Genomic DNA, 13,600 nt, shown 5'->3' with positions numbered 1-13,600 from the left:
GGTGAAACCGCCCGCTAGGCGCTGGCCGCCATCATCATGTCAGGCGTGCCGCTCTTGATCGCCTGGATGCCGTGCTCGACGACATTGTTGCGGCCGCGGTGCTTGGCGGCATAGAGCGCGGCGTCGGCGGCTTCGATCAGGTCGCCGGGACGCAGACTTTCGTTCGGCTTTGTCGCGGCAACGCCGATCGAGACGGTGACGATCATGTGGGCCGAGGTGATGTGCGGCAGGCACAGCTTCAGCACGGTCGCGCGCACCTGCTCGCCGATCGTCACGGCGCGATTCACGTCGGTGTTCGGCAGCAACAGGCAGAATTCCTCGCCGCCATAGCGTGCCGCGAAGCCCATCGTGTCGGCGGCGATGCCGGACAGCGATTCGCCGAGCCTGGTCAGGCAGGAATCGCCTTCGAGATGACCGTAGGTGTCGTTGAACAGCTTGAAATGGTCGACGTCGATCATCAGCAGCGCGAGGTCGCTGCCATATTGCTGCGCGCGCATCCATTCGAAGTCGAGCCGGCTCTGGAAGCCGCGGCGGTTGGCGAGGCCGGACAGCATGTCGATCGAGGCCATCACCGTCAGCCGGTCGTTGCTCGCGATCAGCTCGCGTTCGCGCTGGCTCAGTTGCGCGGCCATCGCGTTGAAGGCGCGGGCCAGCGACACGAACTCGGCCGGCAGGCGATTGCGCGCCGCGCGGGCCGACAGATCGCCCTCGCCGAGGCGCTTGGCCATGTCGACCAGCATCTCGATCGGCTTGATGACGAGCTTTTCGGCAGCGATCAGCGCGCCGAGCAGAACGAACACCACGACGAAAGCGAGCTGAAGATAGGCGGTGCGAATGTCGCGGCTGACCGCCGCGGAGACCTTGTCTTCGTCGATGCTGGCGATCAGGCGGGCGTTGGTGCCGGCGATGCGGATGTAGCTGACCGCGCGGCGCGAGCCGTCGGCGGCGAGGAAGGACAGTGAGCCCTCGTCCTGGTCCGACCGCAGCGCCCGGTCGGCGATGGCCGCCATCAGCGGCATGCTGTCGAGGGGACGACCGATCACGCTGTGCTGATCCGCCGGCGCGGCCAGCACGGTGCCTGCGCTGTCGACCAGCACGGCGGTGATGCCGGCGCGGCTGCCCAGGTTGCTCATCACCTTCGACATCCAGTCGAGGTTGACCGTGGCGAGCACGACGGCGTCGGCGACTCCGCTGAACACGGACACCGGGTAGACTGCCATGACGGTCGGCGTCTGGACCGGCCGCGACAGGATGAAATCGCTCAGCACGAAGCGGCCGCTCTCCTGGGCCTGCTGAAAATAGGGCCGGTCGCTGAGGTCGAGGCCGACATAGGTATTGTTGGTGGCACATTGGATGCGCCCGTCCTGGCCCGCGATCAAGAGCGTGCGGATCCAAGGCAGGTTCGACGGCAGGCTCGCGCGCAGCACGTCGCAGCTCTTGCTGACGCCGCCGGCGGAGGCGCGGATGAAAGCTTCCGCTTTCAGGATGGTCTCGACCGAGGAGATCACCTCGCGTTGCGCGTCGGCGCTATGTCTTGCGATGGTGGTGAATTCAACCGTGGCCTGCGCGATCTGCCGCGCGCGGGTGTCCTCGAGCGAGCGGATACGCTCGAACATCAAGGGCGCCACCAGAATCACCGCGAGCAGCGCGAGCCGCGCCCGGATTCCGAGAACCTGCTTGAGTTTCGCTCGCTTGCGGTTGAGACTAATGCTTGCCATCTTCGTTACCCACCCCGCAGGGCAAGGTAAAGCGAAGGGTTCAAAAACTCTTTCTTGAACTCGGTAAAATTGGACTTACCTCGGTTAGAACCATAGCCAATCGACGTCATGACAGAAGCCAACGCCGCGCCGGTAACCGGCCATTCACCAAACGCGCTCGCCGCGGTCGAAGCCGAAATCGCCCGCGCTTGCAAGGATGCGCGGCGTGATCGCGCCTCCGTGACGCTGATTGCCGTGTCGAAGACTTTTGCCGCGGATGCCATTGTCCCGGTCATTGAGGCCGGACAGCGCGTATTCGGCGAGAATCGGGTGCAGGAGGCCAAAGGCAAGTGGCCCGCATTAACATCTATTTATCCCGGCATCGCGCTGCATCTGATCGGACCGCTGCAATCCAACAAGGCGAAAGAGGCGGTCGCATTGTTCGATGCCATCCACTCGGTCGACCGTCCGAGCATTTGCCAAGCGTTAGCCAAGGAAATCGAATCCCAGAACAAGCACCCGCAGCTCTTCGTCCAGATCAACACCGGCGAAGAGCCGCAGAAGGCCGGCGTCGCGCCGGGCGAGGCCGACGCTTTCCTCGCCAGCTGCCGCGACACCTATGGGCTGACGATCTCCGGGTTGATGTGCATCCCGCCGGTCGACGAACCGCCGGCGGCGCATTTCGCGCTGACCGCCAAGATCGCCGCGCGCAACGGATTGCCGAATCTCTCGATGGGCATGAGCGCCGATTTCGCGACCGCGATCATGCTCGGTGCCACCCATGTGCGTGTCGGGAGCGCGATCTTCGGGCATCGGTGATTGGTGTTGGCGAAGACGGCAGCGGTGCATCGCGTCCGGGGCACGAGCAGCGAAGCGTTGCGATCGCAGTGACGCGCGGAGGGAGATGCGCTCGCAACGATCGCGGCGTGTGTCGCGTCTATTCAAACCCCACCGACACCTTGCCCAGCACCCCGAAGTCCACCGCAAGATGATCGCCGGCCGCGATCGGCAGCGGCGGATGGCAGGTGCCGGTGGTGACCACCTGCCCTGCCCGCAAGGTGATGCCGAGCCCGGAGAGCTCATTGGCAAGCCAGGCGAGTGCGGCGCGGGGGTCGCCGAGCACGTTCCTGCCGTGGCCGACATAGCGCTCGCCGCGCAGCGTGATCGTTGGCCGCTCCTCGACGAGATCCATCGCGCGCCAATTCGCAGCGGTCGCCGCGCCGAGCACGAACAGATGCGCGCAGGCATTGTCGGCGATCAGCTGCGCCTCGCCGGCCCGGACGAAATCGGCAAAGCGCGAGTCCGGAATCTCGATCGCCGGATGGAAGCTGTCGACGGACGCCAGCACCTCGTCGATCGTATAGGACGCTGCGCGCGGGGGCAGATCGCGTCCCATCCGGAAAGCGAATTCAGGCTCGCCGACGCGCATCTCGTTGCCCGTCATCGACGCGGTCCCGCCGTCGGCGATGACCGTGTCGCTCATGATGCGGCCGGCCAGCGGTCCCGTGACATTGATGTGCTTCTGTCCTGATGTGCTGGTGGCTGCGATCTTCCAGCCGAACAGCTTTCCAGGCGACAGGGTTTCGAGCGCAGCCTGGATGGCGTAGCCCTCAGTGCGGCTCTGCGGCCGCAAATCCGCTTCCAGCGCGTCAAGCTTGGAGCCGTCGCGCCAATGCTGAACGAGGATGCGCGAAGCCGCCGCGATCTGATCCTTGTCGAGCATCTGTCTCACCCGATGATGATTCTCGTTCGCGGGCCCAGGCGCCGCAGCAATTGCAGCATCGCCGATTTCGTCATCGAGACGCAGCCCGCGGTCGGACCGAAATTGTCGCGGGCCAAGTGCAGGAATACCGCGCTGCCGCGGCCGGCGATCCGTGGCCGCGTGTTGTGGTCGATTTCGACGATGAAGTCATAGAGATGGTCGGCGCGCTTGAGCCGGTCGCCGCCCTGCCCCTCGCTCAGCCGGATCCCCTGGTTGTAATGGCGGTCTCGGGGATCCTCGCACCAGGCGTCCTCGCCAGTGATGACCCGGGCCGGCAGGAAAGTCTTGGGGCGGCTGTGCCGGTCGCCCCGCCACCACAATCGCCGGGGACGGAAGCTGCCTCTGGGGGTGCCGCCGTCGCCCTCGCGCTTGTTGGCGAGGATGCCACCCCGCCCCAGCGCAACCGGGATGGTCAGCGATCCCGCCGTCAGCCAGCCTCGCCTGGGATTCCCCGCCGCAGGCTTAACGCGGATCGCGGCGAGCGGTCCGGCCCTTCGATTCATGGTGTAACCGACTGAAGCAGCTCTATTTTTCATGTGAATGTGCAATGTCGAATTCATTACAGGACATTCATCAAAACGCCCTGCTATTCTGGGTTAGAGTGGTTCTGGCTTGTGAATCGGTGACAGCCCACTACTTCAACACGAACAACAATAACAACAGCGACCCCTAAACTTCCCCCCACGGCTGGGTGCGGCATGGATGCGCGCCCAAGCCGGACCCCAAAAGGATGACCCCCTATGGCCAATGCCCGCAAGATCCTCATCGTGGATGACGATACCGATCTGCGCGATACGTTGGTGGAGCAATTATCGCTACACGAAGAATTCGAAGCCTCCGCCGTCGATACCGGCGCCAAGGGCGCGAGCGCCGCGAAGGCCAATGCCCCCGATCTCGTTCTGATGGATGTCGGCCTGCCCGACACCGACGGCCGTGAGGTGGTCCGCTCCCTGCGCAAGGGCGGCTTCAAGGCCCCGATCATCATGCTGACCGGGCACGACACCGATTCCGATACGATTTTGGGGCTGGAATCCGGCGCCAACGATTATGTGGCCAAGCCCTTCCGCTTCGCTGTCCTGCTGGCCCGCATCCGCGCCCAGCTGCGCCAGCACGAGGCCAGCGAGGACGCGGTGTTCTCGGTCGGCCCCTATTCCTTCCGTCCCGGCTCGAAAATGCTCACCGCGGCCAATGCGCGCAAGGTGCGGCTGACGGAGAAGGAAACCGCCATCCTCCGCTTCCTCTACCGGGCCGGCCAGATGCCGGTCTCGCGCGAGACCCTGCTCCAGGAGGTCTGGGGCTATAATTCCGGCGTCACAACCCACACGCTGGAGACCCACATCTACCGCCTGCGCCAGAAGATCGAGAAGGATGCCGCCAACCCGGAAATCCTGGTGACGGAAGCCGGTGGCTACAAGCTGGTGCCGTGATACGCTCGAAGGGCGTGCGAGATCGTTTGAGATCGCATGCCCTTGAGCCTCGGATCTGAATGTCGATCGACGACGACGTAGCGCTTCCTCGAGCGGGTCCCGACACTGCGCCTGTTGGGCGACGCCTCGTTGCGCATGCTGGCGATCGGCTCCGAGCAGCGCGACTTCGTCCGCGGCGACACCCTGTTCAATCTCGGCGATGACGCCGATGCCGGCTTCGTGGTCCAGCGCGGCGCCTTCCGGGTCGAGGACGGCGCCGGCGCCGAGATGATCGCCGGACCCGGCGCGCTGATCGGCGAGCTCGCGCTGGTGGTGCCGATGAAGCGGCCGTCGAGCGCGATCGCGCTGGAGCATTCCTCCGTCATCCGTGTCGCCCGCAGCCTGTTCCAGCGCGTGCTGGAAAGCGACCCCGCCGCCGCCGTGCGCCTGCGCGACGAATTCGCGGTGCGCTCCAGCCAGATCGCCAGCGATATATTGATGGCAGGTGCGAAGCTGACGAGCTGACGTCGTCCCTTCGTTTCGTAGCCCGGATGGAGCGAAGCGCAATCCGGGGCGGTCTTTCCGCAGGCGAGAATCCCGGATTTCGCTGCGCTCCATCCGGGCTACGGGACCTCAAACCTCCAGCGTCACCGTCACGGGCACATGGTCCGACGGCCGCTCCCAGCTCCGCGCATCGCGCAGGATCTTGAAATCGCTGACCGCGTCCTTCAACGCGCGCGAGACCCAGATGTGGTCGAGCCTGCGGCCGCGGTCGCCGACGGTCCAGTCGGGCGAGCGGTAGCTCCACCAGGTATAGACTTTCTCCGACATCGGAATGCGGTCGCGCGCGACGTCGACCCATTCGCCGGCTTCGAGCGCGGCCTTGAGCTTCTCGGTTTCCACCGGCGTATGCGAGACCACCTTCAAAAGCTGCTTGTGCGACCAAACGTCGTTCTCGTGCGGGGCGACGTTGAGGTCGCCAACCAGGATGTGGCGATCCTCCCCGCGCGGATGCAGCGGCTCGCACGCCTTCATCTCGTCGAGGAAGCGGAGCTTGTGGTCGAACTTCTCGTTCAGCGCGGGATCGGGGATGTCGCCGCCGGCGGGCACGTAGAAATTATGCAGCACCAGCGGCTTGGCGATATTGGCCTTCTCGCCGAACGACACCGAGATATGGCGCGAATCCACCTTGTCGCAGAAGGTGCGGATGTCCTTCGAGTCGAACGGGATCTTCGAGACGATGGCGACGCCGTGATAGCCCTTCTGCCCGTTCAGTGCGACGTGCTCATAGCCGAGCCGCTTGAAGCGCTTCAGCGGAAAGGCATCGTCGATGCACTTGGTCTCCTGCAGGCACAGCACGTCCGGCCGCGCGCTCTTGAGAAACTTCGCGACCAGATCGATGCGCAGCCGCACCGAATTGATGTTCCAGGTTGTCAGGGAAAGACGCATGAGGGATGCGTCTTAGCAAGCTCCCGTAGGGTGAGCAAAGGCGCAAGCGCGCTGCCCACCGTCTTTAGCTGTGCCGGACGAGGTCTCTCGTGCCCCGGGCGCGGCGCAGCACGCCAGTGATGCGCCGCTGAACCGGGGCCCATCTTGCGGCACACTGGGTCCCGGCTCTGCGCTCCGCTTCGCTGCGCTTGTCCGGGACACGCGTCCGACCTAGCCCGGCGACGGCGTGCTGTAATTGGTGAAATCGATCTTGAACATGCTGGGATCGAGCTTCTTGCTCGAATCCAGGTTGTAGACCGCGATCGTGGTGTCGTAGCCCTGCGGGTCGGTGACGGTCCACTGCTTGAGCTGGCCGTCCTTGGCGCCGAACATCAGCAGCAAGCGACTGGTGCCGACCAGCGCCTGCTTCTCCTCGATGGTGACGCTGACGAAGACGTCGTCGGCGGAGACGTTGACGACGTTGGTGTCCTTCATCAGGTCGATGCGGTCGGACAACAGGAAGCGCAGCGGCGTCTGCGACAGCGGATAGACATCCTGCGTCGCGAGCTTGCGATCGCGCACCACCAGGGACGATCCGTCGGCGACGATGTCGATCGGGCTCGGCGCATCATATTCGAAACGCACCTTGCCGGGCTTCTGAATGTAGAAATCGCCCTGCGTCTTGCTGCCGTCGGGGCCGACCTGGACGAAGTTACCGACCAGCGTCTGCAGCGACGACAGATAAGCGCTGACCTTGGCCGCCTGCGCCTTCTGGTTGGCATCGAATGTCTGGAAGATGCTGCTCGGCACGTTGCGGCGCGGATCCGGAATCACCGGAACGGGTGGCGTCTGCGTCGCGCCGGTGACAGCGGGACCACCGCCTCCGGATTGGGCACCATCACGGCCCTTCGGCGCGGGCTTCGGCACCGGTACGGACTGCGCGAGCGAGGTCGCGGTCATCATCGCGGCAGCGACGAGCAGCACGCCGGCCACGCGCGCACTTCGCGCGGCGATATTGGCAGCGAATCGAATGTCCGGATGTCTGATCAACGCGTCGTCCTGTATGGCTAGGCGCCTTTTAGCGTGATTTCGGGCAAAAGCAGATATCGATTTTGCGTGAAACGATGTTTCGAGGCCGCTGCCTCACATATGGCTGTCTTCTTCCTCGACCAGAATCTCGCGCTTGCCGGCGTGGTTGGCGGGTCCGACGATGCCTTCGAGTTCCATGCGCTCCATCAGCGATGCGGCGCGGTTGTAGCCGATCTGCAGGCGGCGCTGGATATAGCTGGTCGAGGCCTTGCGGTCGCGCTTGACGATCGCAACGGCCTGCTGGAAGAGATCGCCGCCGCCGTCCGCGCCCATGCCGCTGGCGTCGAACACGGCACCGCCGTCTTCGTCCTCGCTCGGCTCTTCGGCGGTGACGGCCTCGAGATATTCCGGTTGCCCCTGCGTCTTGAGGTGGCGCACCACCTTCTCGACTTCCTCGTCGGACGCAAAGGGGCCGTGCACGCGGCTGATGCGGCCGCCGCCGGCCATGTAGAGCATGTCGCCCTGGCCGAGCAGCTGCTCGGCGCCCATCTCGCCCAGGATCGTGCGGCTGTCGATCTTGGACGTCACCTGGAAGGCGATGCGGGTCGGGAAGTTCGCCTTGATGGTGCCGGTGATGACGTCGACCGACGGACGCTGCGTCGCCAGGATCACGTGCAGGCCGGCCGCGCGCGCCATCTGCGCCAGGCGCTGCACCGCGCCTTCGATGTCCTTGCCGGCGACCATCATCAGGTCCGCCATTTCGTCGACGATGATCACGATGTAGGGCAGCGGGTCGAGCGAGAGCTTCTCCTCCTCGTAGATCGCCTTGCCGGTCTCCTTGTCGAAGCCGGTATGCACCGTGCGCGTCGGCTCCTCGCCCTTGGCCTTCAGCTCGAGCAGGCGCGTGTTGTAGCCGTCGATGTTGCGCACACCGAGCTTGGCCATGTTCTTGTAGCGCTCTTCCATCTCGCGCACGGCCCATTTCAGCGCGACCACCGCCTTCTTCGGGTCGGTCACGACGGGCGTGAGCAGATGGGGAATGCCGTCATAGACGGAGAGCTCGAGCATCTTCGGATCGACCATGATCAGCCGGCACTGGTCCGGGCGCAGCCGGTAGACCAGGCTGAGGATCATGGTGTTGATGGCGACCGACTTGCCCGAGCCGGTGGTGCCGGCGATCAGCATGTGCGGCGTGCGCGCGAGGTCGATGATGACGGGATCGCCGCCGATGGTCTTGCCGAGGCAGAGCGGCAGCTTGGCAACCGTATCGGCGGCCTCCTTCGCGACCAGCAGCTCGCGCAAATAGACCTTCTCGCGATGCGCGTTCGGCAATTCGATGCCGATGGCGTTGCGGCCTGGCACGACGGCGACGCGCGCCGACAGCGCGCTCATCGAGCGCGCGATGTCGTCGGCAAGCCCGATCACGCGCGACGATTTGATGCCGGGCGCGGGCTCCAGCTCGTACAGCGTGACGACGGGGCCCGGATTGGCTTTGACGATCTCGCCGCGCACGCCGAAATCCTGCAGCACGCCTTCGAGCGAACGCGAATTGGTCTCAAGCTCGGCCTTGCTGAGCGGCTGGCGATCGCCGGCCTTCGGCGCGGCCAGCATCGAGACGGAGGGAAGATCGAACTTGTCGGAGGATTTCTTGGCAGGAGCCTTCGGCGCAGCCTTCTTGCGCGGGGCGCGCGCGACGGGCTCCTCCTCCTCTTCTTCCTCGTCCTCGTGCTGATCCTCGTAGTCCTCGTCCTCGGATTGCGGCGAGATCGGGGGCGCGGCACGGCCGCCGCCGAGATTCGGCTCCTGGCGGCTGAACGCCACGGCCTTGGTCTTCGGTGCGCTCGAGACCAGCGAGCGGTAGGCGGCACCACACAGCCAGATCAGCCGCGCCTTGGTGCTCATCAGCGCATGGAACAGCCAGCCCAGCGATACCGAGCCGCGATCGCCCTCCTCGTCTTCGTCGAGCGGCTTGTCGTCGTCCTCGATCTCGCTGTGCTCCGCGTCGTGCTCACGGGCACCAAGACCGCAGGCGATCAGGAAGGTCGCGGCCATCGCGGCGAACAGGATCGTGCCGAGCACGATGCGGTAGATCATGCCGGCAGGCCCGAAGATGACGGCGGGCGCGCGCACCAGGGCGTCGCCGACCACGCCGCCGAGGCCGGTCGGCAGCGGCCATGCGCCGCCATGTGGCCAGCAGCTGACGAAGCCCGCCGCGAGCACCGCGCAGAGAACCCAGGAGCCGAGCCGCAGCGCTTCGCGGTCGAACGGGCGATGCGTCATCATGCGCCAGCCCCAGACTGCGACGGTCAGCACCAGCATGATGGCGCCGAGCCCGAGAATCTGCATCGCAAGATCGGCGCCGATCGCGCCGGCATAGCCGAGGATGTTGCGGATCGGCCGCGAGGTGGCGTGGCTGAGGCTGGGATCCTGCACCGACCAGGTCATCAGCGCGGCCGAGGCGAGGCCAGCCAGCCCGATCAGACCGAGGCCGGTGAGCTCGCGCATGCGCCGCGCCAGACCCTCGCGGATCGATGGCGGCAGATGGCCGACCAGTGGAATGACGCGTTCGATTGCCGACATGCTCATGGGCCCGCCTAACCCAGAGTCTCGACCAGGCGATGCAGCGCCTGCGCCGTGGTCTCGCTGTCCTGCACCAGTGCGAGGCGAATGTAGCCTGCGCCGGGATTGAATCCGTCAGGCTGCTGCCGCGCCAGGAAGCTGCCGGGCACCACGCGCACGCCGGCTTCCCGGAAAAGCTTGAGCGTCACGGCCACGTCGTCGCCGATCGCGGACGTATTGAGCCAGACGCAGAAGCCGGCATCGGGGCGGCGATAGCCGTAACGGTTGCCGATGATCTGGTCGGCGAGATCGAACTTGATCCGGTAGAGCCTGCGGTTCTCCTCGACATGTGCTTCGTCGCCGTAGGCGAACGTCGCGACATGCTGGAGCGGCACCGGCACCTGCGGCGCGGCGATGTTGCGCAGCTCCAGGAACATGCCGATGAAAGTCTTGTCGCCGGCGGCGAAGCCGACGCGCAGGCCCGGCAGGTTCGAGCGCTTCGACAACGACTGGAACGCGGCCACGCGGGTGAAATCGGGGCCGGCACATTCGAGCGCGCTGCCCGGTGCTTCGCGGGTATAGATCTCCGAGTAGCACTCGTCGCTGAGGATCATGAAGCCGTAGCGGTCGGCAAGGCGCTTCAACCGCGTGAAGTACTCGCGCGAGGCGACCGAGCCCTGCGGATTGGCCGGCGAGGCCAGATAGAATGCCACGGTGCGTGCCAGGGTCGCCTCGTCGATGGCGTCGAGATCGGGCAGGAAGCCGTTGTCGATCGTGGTCGGCAGATAGACCGGCTCGCAGGCTGCAGCCAGGGCGCCGGCGCCATAGACCGGGTAGAACGGGTTCGGCATCAGGATGGCGGGCTTGCCGGGGCGCGGGCCGACATAGCGCGCCGCTGCGATCGCGGCGAGGAATAGTCCCTCGCGGCTGCCATTGAGGACGAGAATCTCGGCTTTGGGGTCGAGCGGCCGCGGCAGCTTGAAGCGCGCCGACAGCCAGGTGCTTGCGGCCTGGCGGAACGGCTCGGTGCCCTGGTTCATCGGGTAGCGGCCGAAATCGGCGATATGCTTGGCCAGCACCGGACCGACGAAATCCGGCACGGGGTGCTGCGGTTCGCCGACCGCGAGGGAAATCAAGGGCTTGCCGGGCTGATGCGGCGCCAGCAGCTCGTTCAGCCGGACGAAGGGCGAGCGTTCGTTGCTGGTGCTTCCACCGGCCTGCGGCGCGCGGGATGAAGCGGTCATGACCATTCTGGGCGCCAGTACTCTTGGAACGGCCGGTCGCGCACCACGGCGCCGGCGGGAAGCGGTTCAGTTCACCATAGATAGGGCGAGGTTAAGACGCGATTAACCATCGGCCGCCGTCTCCGTCCAGAGCAGGAATATTGAGGCCGGATAACAACGGGATGCGTGGCGCTTGACCGCCCCCTTCTCGCCCCGCGCGGTGCCCGATCACGTCGACGCGGATATTCCGCCAACGTCATGGCCGGGCTTATCGAGCTTCGCGTTCTCAACGCCCCGGAATGGCAATCCTTTTCTTCGGCGCCCCCGACCAAAGAAAGGGGCTCCAGCTTGCGCTGGAGCCCCTCAACGGTCAGGGCATTGCCGGGTATGTGCCCGAACCGTAGGTCTGGGCGCGATCCCCGAAGGAGCCGCGCCCGGGAGGAGTTACATGTTGTAGGCGCGCTCGGTGTGCTCGGTGATGTCGAGACCTTCACGCTCGCTTTCGACATTGGTGCGCAGACCGACGATCACATCGACGACCTTGTAGAGGATCGCCGAGCCGACGCCCGACCACACCAGCGTGGTGACGACGGCCTTGATCTGGGCCAGCATCTGCACGGCGAAGTCGTAATCGGCGACCTTGGGCGGGATCGCGGTGTAGTCGACAATGCCGGCGCCGCCGAGGGCGGGGTTGACGAGAATGCCGGTGCCGATGGCGCCGACGATGCCGCCGATGCAGTGCACGCCGAACACGTCGAGGCTGTCGTCATAGCCGAGCGCGTTCTTCACGACGGTGCAGAAGAACAGGCAGACCACGCCGACGACCAGGCCGAGGACGATCGCGCCCATGACACCGGAGAAGCCGGCGGCAGGGGTGACGGCGACGAGGCCCGCGACGGCACCGGAGATGACGCCGAGCACCGAGGGGTGACCCTTGATGATCCACTCCGCGAACATCCACGACAGCGCGGCGGCTGCGGTGGCGACGAAGGAGTTGGTCATGGCGAGGGCAGCGCCGCCGCTGGCTTCCAGGTTGGAGCCGGCGTTGAAGCCGAACCAGCCGACCCAGAGCAGCGAGGCGCCGATCATCGACATGGTCAGCGAGTGCGGGGCCATCAGCTCCTTGCCGTAACCGACGCGCTTGCCGATCAGGAGAGCGCCGACGAGGCCTGCGATGCCGGCGTTGATGTGCACCACGGTGCCGCCAGCGAAGTCGATCGCGCCCATCTTGAAGATCCAGCCGGCGTCGGCGTTGAGCTCGTCGAGCTTGGCCTGCGCCGCGGTCTTGGCCGCCGCGTCAGTGGCCGCGGCGAGCGCCTTGGCCGCGTCCTGGATCAGATCCGGACCCTGCCAGTACCAGACCATGTGCGCGATCGGGAAATACACCAGCGTGACCCAGAGCGGGACGAACAGCGCGATCGCCGCGAACTTCATGCGCTCGGCGAACGCGCCGACGATGAGGGCGGGCGTAATCGCCGCGAAGGTCATCTGGAAGCAGACATAGATGAGCTCCGAGATGTTGGCGTCGACCGAGAAGGTCGCGGCCTTGGTGTCGGTGGTGACGCCCATCATGAAGGCCTTGGAGAAGCCGCCGATGAAGTCCGAGCCGCCGGTGAAGGTCAGGCTGTAGCCGTAAACGGCCCAGATCACGGTGACGACGCAGACGGTGTAGAACACCTGCATCAGGACGGAGAGCATGTTCTTGGAGCGGACGAGACCGCCGTAGAACAGGGCGAGGCCGGGGATCGTCATCAACAGCACCAGCACTGTCGATGTCATCATCCAGGCGTTGTCTCCCTTGTTGATTGTTGGCTCGGCGTAGGCTGCGGTCGCAGCGAACAGGCCGACTGCGAGAGCCGCCAATCCCGCGCCATAGGGACGCTTGAACGTCATAATATTCACTCCTGCTTGGATAAGGTTGAGCGCGAAATCAGAGGGCCGCGGCATCGGCCTCGCCGGTGCGGATGCGCACCGCGTGGTCGAGGTTGATGACGAAGATCTTGCCGTCGCCGATCTGTCCGGTTTTCGCCGCGGACGTGATGGCGTCGATGGTCTTGTCGACCTGGTCGGAGGCGACAGCGACTTCGATCTTGATCTTGGGCAGGAAGCTCACGGCATATTCGGCGCCGCGATAGATTTCCGTATGGCCCTTCTGGCGGCCATATCCCTTGACTTCCGTCACCGTGAGACCATGAACGCCGATGGCGGTCAGGGCGTCACGGACTTCTTCCAGCTTGAATGGCTTAATGATCGCCATAACAATTTTCATGGGTCCTATCCCCGCTTGGGCCCGGTCCGGACATGGCCGGGCGTTCTCGACTGGTTCGCCACGAGGGAGAAGTTCACTACGCGGGCACAGCCAGGACCCCTAGAATCAAATGCCGTGCCAGATCGGACGTGTTGCCTAACGGACTATGAAAACGGGGGTTTTCGCGTTTGACGGGTATTGCAGTGCGGTGCGCTATTCCGTCGCGCCCAAAACGTGGTCACGCCTGC

The 13,600-nt window shown here is 65.2% G+C and carries 11 protein-coding genes and 1 pseudogene; 3 read left to right on the top strand and 9 right to left on the bottom strand.

Translation table 11 applies throughout. The features are described 5' to 3' along the window. Window positions 1–14 precede the first annotated feature (14 nt). A complete protein-coding gene (locus tag ACETMP_RS23650; protein WP_375158080.1) occupies window positions 15–1,718 on the bottom strand; it encodes a diguanylate cyclase domain-containing protein in 1,704 nt (567 codons plus the stop codon). A gap of 108 nt (window positions 1,719–1,826) precedes the next feature. On the opposite strand from ACETMP_RS23650, the gene ACETMP_RS23645 reads away from it, so the two are divergent. Beyond that, window positions 1,827–2,516: a YggS family pyridoxal phosphate-dependent enzyme gene (locus tag ACETMP_RS23645; protein ID WP_375158079.1), complete on the top strand. Its 690-nt coding sequence runs from the start codon at window positions 1,827–1,829 to the stop codon at window positions 2,514–2,516. Window positions 2,517–2,634: 118 nt separating this feature from the next. On the opposite strand, the gene ACETMP_RS23640 is transcribed toward ACETMP_RS23645, so the two are convergent. Next, complete coding sequence (locus tag ACETMP_RS23640) at window positions 2,635–3,420, bottom strand: 2-keto-4-pentenoate hydratase (protein ID WP_375158078.1); 786 nt, start codon at window positions 3,418–3,420, stop codon at window positions 2,635–2,637. 5 nt (window positions 3,421–3,425) lie between these two features. Beyond that, window positions 3,426–3,962: a L,D-transpeptidase gene (locus tag ACETMP_RS23635; protein WP_375158077.1), complete on the bottom strand. Its 537-nt coding sequence runs from the start codon at window positions 3,960–3,962 to the stop codon at window positions 3,426–3,428. A gap of 237 nt (window positions 3,963–4,199) precedes the next feature. Between ACETMP_RS23635 and ACETMP_RS23630 the strand changes: the two genes are divergently transcribed. Continuing rightward, window positions 4,200–4,886 (top strand): response regulator transcription factor, encoded by a 687-nt coding sequence (locus tag ACETMP_RS23630; protein WP_007598630.1) that lies wholly within the window; start codon window positions 4,200–4,202, stop codon window positions 4,884–4,886. 59 nt (window positions 4,887–4,945) lie between these two features. Continuing rightward, window positions 4,946–5,390: pseudogene (locus tag ACETMP_RS23625) on the top strand (cyclic nucleotide-binding domain-containing protein). A gap of 108 nt (window positions 5,391–5,498) precedes the next feature. Here ACETMP_RS23625 and xth read toward each other — a convergent pair. The 6 genes from xth to ACETMP_RS23595 form a co-directional block, all read right to left on the bottom strand. Continuing rightward, a complete protein-coding gene (gene xth, locus ACETMP_RS23620) occupies window positions 5,499–6,314 on the bottom strand; it encodes an exodeoxyribonuclease III (RefSeq protein ID WP_028133427.1) in 816 nt (271 codons plus the stop codon). 210 nt (window positions 6,315–6,524) lie between these two features. Next, on the bottom strand, window positions 6,525–7,286 hold the full coding sequence (locus ACETMP_RS23615) for an outer membrane lipoprotein carrier protein LolA (RefSeq protein WP_375161971.1): 762 nt from the start codon (window positions 7,284–7,286) through the stop codon (window positions 6,525–6,527). A gap of 150 nt (window positions 7,287–7,436) precedes the next feature. Continuing rightward, a complete protein-coding gene (locus tag ACETMP_RS23610) occupies window positions 7,437–9,908 on the bottom strand; it encodes a DNA translocase FtsK (protein WP_375158076.1) in 2,472 nt (823 codons plus the stop codon). 8 nt (window positions 9,909–9,916) lie between these two features. After that, complete coding sequence (locus ACETMP_RS23605) at window positions 9,917–11,131, bottom strand: aminotransferase class I/II-fold pyridoxal phosphate-dependent enzyme (RefSeq protein ID WP_375158075.1); 1,215 nt, start codon at window positions 11,129–11,131, stop codon at window positions 9,917–9,919. Between the two features lie 417 nt (window positions 11,132–11,548). After that, window positions 11,549–12,997, bottom strand: coding sequence for an ammonium transporter (locus ACETMP_RS23600; protein WP_375158074.1), 1,449 nt, complete (start codon window positions 12,995–12,997; stop codon window positions 11,549–11,551). A gap of 37 nt (window positions 12,998–13,034) precedes the next feature. Next, the gene (locus ACETMP_RS23595; protein ID WP_008142813.1) at window positions 13,035–13,373 is read right to left on the bottom strand and encodes a P-II family nitrogen regulator; all 339 of its coding nucleotides are present in this window, start codon (window positions 13,371–13,373) and stop codon (window positions 13,035–13,037) included. Window positions 13,374–13,600: the final 227 nt, after the last annotated feature.

The sequence above is a fragment of the Bradyrhizobium dasycarpum genome (genome assembly GCF_042019905.1).
Classification (GTDB): Bacteria; Pseudomonadota; Alphaproteobacteria; order Rhizobiales; family Xanthobacteraceae; genus Bradyrhizobium; species Bradyrhizobium japonicum_B.
The sequence above is the reverse complement of the archived record's forward strand: the minus strand, read 5'-3'. Positions and strand labels throughout refer to the sequence as shown.

What these genes read in the sequence shown, in the direction of transcription:
- ACETMP_RS23605 (WP_375158075.1), bottom strand. Translation starts at nt 11,131, where the DNA reads ATGGTCATGACCGCTTCATCCCGCGCGCCGCAGGCCGGTGGAAGCACC.
- ACETMP_RS23630 (WP_007598630.1), top strand. Translation starts at nt 4,200, where the DNA reads ATGGCCAATGCCCGCAAGATCCTCATCGTGGATGACGATACCGATCTG.
- ACETMP_RS23640 (WP_375158078.1), bottom strand. Translation starts at nt 3,420, where the DNA reads ATGCTCGACAAGGATCAGATCGCGGCGGCTTCGCGCATCCTCGTTCAG.
- ACETMP_RS23595 (WP_008142813.1), bottom strand. Translation starts at nt 13,373, where the DNA reads ATGAAAATTGTTATGGCGATCATTAAGCCATTCAAGCTGGAAGAAGTC.
- ACETMP_RS23650 (WP_375158080.1), bottom strand. Translation starts at nt 1,718, where the DNA reads ATGGCAAGCATTAGTCTCAACCGCAAGCGAGCGAAACTCAAGCAGGTT.
- ACETMP_RS23635 (WP_375158077.1), bottom strand. Translation starts at nt 3,962, where the DNA reads ATGAATCGAAGGGCCGGACCGCTCGCCGCGATCCGCGTTAAGCCTGCG.
- ACETMP_RS23600 (WP_375158074.1), bottom strand. Translation starts at nt 12,997, where the DNA reads ATGACGTTCAAGCGTCCCTATGGCGCGGGATTGGCGGCTCTCGCAGTC.
- ACETMP_RS23645 (WP_375158079.1), top strand. Translation starts at nt 1,827, where the DNA reads ATGACAGAAGCCAACGCCGCGCCGGTAACCGGCCATTCACCAAACGCG.
- xth (WP_028133427.1), bottom strand. Translation starts at nt 6,314, where the DNA reads ATGCGTCTTTCCCTGACAACCTGGAACATCAATTCGGTGCGGCTGCGC.
- ACETMP_RS23610 (WP_375158076.1), bottom strand. Translation starts at nt 9,908, where the DNA reads ATGAGCATGTCGGCAATCGAACGCGTCATTCCACTGGTCGGCCATCTG.